The sequence below is a fragment of the Texcoconibacillus texcoconensis genome (genome assembly GCF_014202575.1).
In the GTDB taxonomy this organism is placed as follows: Bacteria; Bacillota; Bacilli; order Bacillales; family Salisediminibacteriaceae; genus Texcoconibacillus; species Texcoconibacillus texcoconensis.
On the sequence record NZ_JACHHB010000031.1, the window covers coordinates 1 to 4,019 of the forward strand.

Genomic DNA, 4,019 nt, shown 5'->3' on the forward strand with positions numbered 1-4,019 from the left:
AAAAGCATCACTCAACTTATTGAACCGCCGTATACGAGATCCGTACGTACGGTGGTGTGAGAGGACGGAGGGGCGAACCCTCCTCCTACTCGATTTAGTACGGGAAAACTAACGGTGCTAGGAGGGTTAACATGGAACAACAATTTAAAACGGAAAAAAAATTCGTTAATATATTAGAAACAAGTGTTGAGGCGTTAGATTATATAAAAAGGTTAATCAACGAGGGAAATTATACTGAAGTTATTCCATTATTACAAACGACTATTGAAGGCTTTAATGCCCTGTATAAAGAAATACATTCAAATAATCATGTAATAGATGAAAAGATTTTTAAGCTAATCAATCAATTAAAAGAGAATCTTATCAATACGATTGAGTATTTAAACAAAGGAAAATATCAACAAATTAGAGAATTAATTCATTCTTATTTATTGCCTACTTATAAAGAACTCCTATCTAAATATGAAGATATGATACAACAGAACCCGAAAAAAAGATGGGTGATAGGTGTTTATCATCCAACAACCAACCCAAGAGCCTTGCTTACAGAGGCTCGCATCATGTCTTTGGTATATGAAGCCGAGAGAAAAGAAGCTGATATTATGGTCTTTTCTACTGAGGATGTAGACTTTAATCAAGAAATTGTACAAGGAGAAGTATTTCAAAGTGGACAATGGGAAAAAATGACCTTGTCTTTCCCAGATGTTATTCAAAATTATAGTCTCAAGCATGATCAAAGTGATAAAGAACGGAAACTGAGGGGGTTGATACCTTTTACCAGCTTTCCTTTCGGTGGTAAATATGTGCTACCCAAAAAATTAGAAGGTTCCATTTATCAGCATTATTTTATTCCTTCTAAGACTTTGTATCATTATTCGGATATTGAAGAATTTTTAAAAGAGTATAATCAAATGGTGCTAAAGCCAATACATGGGAAAAAGGGTCAGAATATTTATCTTGTAAATCGAACTTCCGAAAATATCCAAATATTAAAACACAACAAAAGGGAAAAACTATCGAGTCAACAATTTGAAAATTTCATTAACAAACTTATTACAGAAGATAATAGAAAACGTTACATGATTCAACCATTCATTAAAAGCCAAACAAACGAGGGCCGTGCTTACCATATACGGGCACATATACAAAAAAATGGTGATGGGAACCTTGAAATGTTGATGATGTACCCCAGAATAGCTAAAAAAGGATCGATCCTGACAAATGTAGATCAAGGGGAACTACAAATTGATATTTCAACTTTTCTTGAGGAGCAGTTTAAGGGAAGAGGTTCGCAATTTGAAACTGACCTTTATAATATATCTATGGAATTATCGTCCTATATAGATATGATTCATGGATTTGCTATTGATGAACTAGGGATAGACTTTGCTATTGATGAGAATGAAAAGGTATGGGTATATGAAGTTAACCAACTACCGGGTGCTCGAGTTGATGAATATAAACGTGCAAAAAATGCTGTTGCATACGCAATCTATCTTGCGGAAAAACAAATTTTTTTCGCAGATCCTTTAGGGAAGTTAAATAATGCACTTCAATAGAAACTGTGACATACCATTAAGCCAAAAGACATTAATGGTATGTTAGGAGAGGATAGAAGATGAAAGAAATAAGAGAGAGAGAGAGTAAACTCATTGAAAAATCAATGAAAGCAATACGTTTGTGTGTAGGAAGCTTAGCGGAAGGCAAAGTAGACGAAGCAATCAGTATGTATAACACTGTACTTAAAGGGTTCGAATCATTACAAAAAATATATGATTTATATGACGGAAAAGACATGAGCATTCCTGATAAGTTAGCTGAATTAGAGCGGAATCACAAATTGGTCATTCAAGAATTTGAACAAGGTAATTGGGAGAGCTTAATAGAGAAAATTGAATCAGCCGTTTATGACAAATATAAAGAACTCCAACAGTTAACTCGTGATTTAAATTTTTATGAGAAAATAGGTGTAAATACAAAAGGCGAATACTTTAAAATGTTTAAGGAAGCTGGACTCCTAAAGAACATTAATCAGCAAAATACCGGTTCCATTCAACAATACTGGAAAAAACATTATGGAAAAACTATTGATCCAAGCTTACATATTGCTTATGAAAATTTGGCTGGTAAATCAGATTCAAGAGTGGTACCTCAGCTTGAGGTCAGACAACATATTATTCCGTACTTGAATTCTATGGAAATGTTGCATTTTTATAATGATAAAAATGTTTATGATTTACTTATTACCTCAGAATTTCATCCGGAAATTGTTTTAAAGCGAGTTAATGGACAGTATTTTGACTTAGAAAATAATACTATCTCTAGGGGACGGGCGTTTAAAACGATTTTTGAGACGAGAGAGGACATTGTTGTAAAACGGAGCCTCTCTGATGATGGAAAAGGCGTTGGAAAGTTAAAGTTTTCTAATGGTGGTCATTATTTCGGAAAAGAGAAATTTTCACTAAAGGATATCGAAAAAGTCTGGGGAGAAAATTTTAGTATTCAAAAAGTGATTAAACAACATCCTATTTTAGCAGCTCCTCATAAATATTCTATTAACACGTTGAGGATGGTTACATTGAGGTGGAATGATGAAATTCACTATTTAACCACATATGTTCGATTTGGCGTAGATAAATCAATGAAAGACAATGGTGGTAATGGAGGTATTGCTGTCGGTGTTAAAGACGATGGTGAATTTCAACCATTTGCTATGGATAGAAATGCAAAAATTTATGAAACACACCCAACAACGGGGTTCAAATTTGTCGAATTAGACCCAATACCTGAATTTAGCAAGTTCATTTCATTTGTGAAAAAACTACACAAACGCATTCTCCATCACAATTTTGTTTCTTGGGATATTGCGGTTGGTGAAAACGGCGAACCTGTCTTTATAGAAATGAATTTTTGGGGTGCTGTTTGGCGATATCAGTTGGCAAATAAGAGACCTATTTTTGGCGAGTTCACTGAAGAGATCATGGAAGCTGTAAAAAAGGATCGCGAGAATAGAATGAAGCACGGGGACTGATCTCGTTAGTCACACAAAAACGTGGGATGGACCGTTTGCTTCTAGTATTTTATTATTATCTTGTAATAAATATTACAAGATTAGTAACAATGACATTCTCCTGTTTAACGCGACCTTTTATTATCTGAAGTAATCTATGGGTTTCAACGTATCATTCCCTCGAAGAAACTATTTATTCGTTCAGTATTCTATAATGGTTCATATAGCGTTTGCGCGATTCGAGCAAACAGTCTTTGTTGAGGAATAACTTTGTATACTGGAAACTACTTAACCAATTTATAGATTAATTATTATGTTTACCAATACAAGTTGCAGATAGAGCACTCACCTTCTTTTCTTAACATAGAGGTTTAAAAATTAATTCCATGCTGAATGGTTAAATTGCTAGATTCTTGTTGCAGGGAAGCTCAGTAGCAGTTTAACGGTGATAAAAGGTGGGAGTTTATCGCTATACCTCAATCATTTTCTCGTACAAGCACTTCCACCTGATCGGCTTCTTCTATTCGCGATGCGCGGTAATTCTTCTGAAATGATGAAGTCCATGATTCTTTATCAAAAACGTCGTCACTGACGCGTTCGTGAAGCATAGGGACGGAGCTTGTTTGCCAGATTTGTAATCGTGTTGTCATAATCAGCAGGTAAATGGAATGTTGAGTGGTTTACCAGTAGAAGTTAAGGTAGAAGTAGAATTACAACAAAACTATGATTCTTTTGTTTCTGTAAAAAGGGTCTTCGTCATATTTGGTGAAACCCGCCTATTGGGGAAGCACAGTGAAGTACAGGGACGGATCGAGCGACCGAGCAAGGTCGCGACATATAGCGGGTGGGATTCCCGTCGAGTAAGAGCTAGCCACTCACTCGTAGCGAGTCTTGGAGGATAGGGGGCAACTCCTATCTTTAAGCGTAGACAGTTAGGTGATGGGCCGTAAGCTACGGTTGAAGGGTTTGAGCCTCGAAATCCCAAATGGGAGTGCTGATACACTGGTCC

General features: G+C 35.9%; 2 protein-coding genes. Both read left to right on the forward strand.

The features are described from left to right. Positions 1–131 precede the first annotated feature (131 nt). Positions 132–1,559: a YheC/YheD family protein gene (locus tag HNQ41_RS16445; RefSeq protein ID WP_184665523.1), complete on the forward strand. Its 1,428-nt coding sequence runs from the start codon at positions 132–134 to the stop codon at positions 1,557–1,559. A 59-nt stretch (positions 1,560–1,618) separates the two neighbouring features. After that, on the forward strand, positions 1,619–3,031 hold the full coding sequence (locus HNQ41_RS16450) for a sugar-transfer associated ATP-grasp domain-containing protein (RefSeq protein ID WP_184665524.1): 1,413 nt from the start codon (positions 1,619–1,621) through the stop codon (positions 3,029–3,031). The last annotated feature ends 988 nt before the right edge of the window (positions 3,032–4,019 follow it).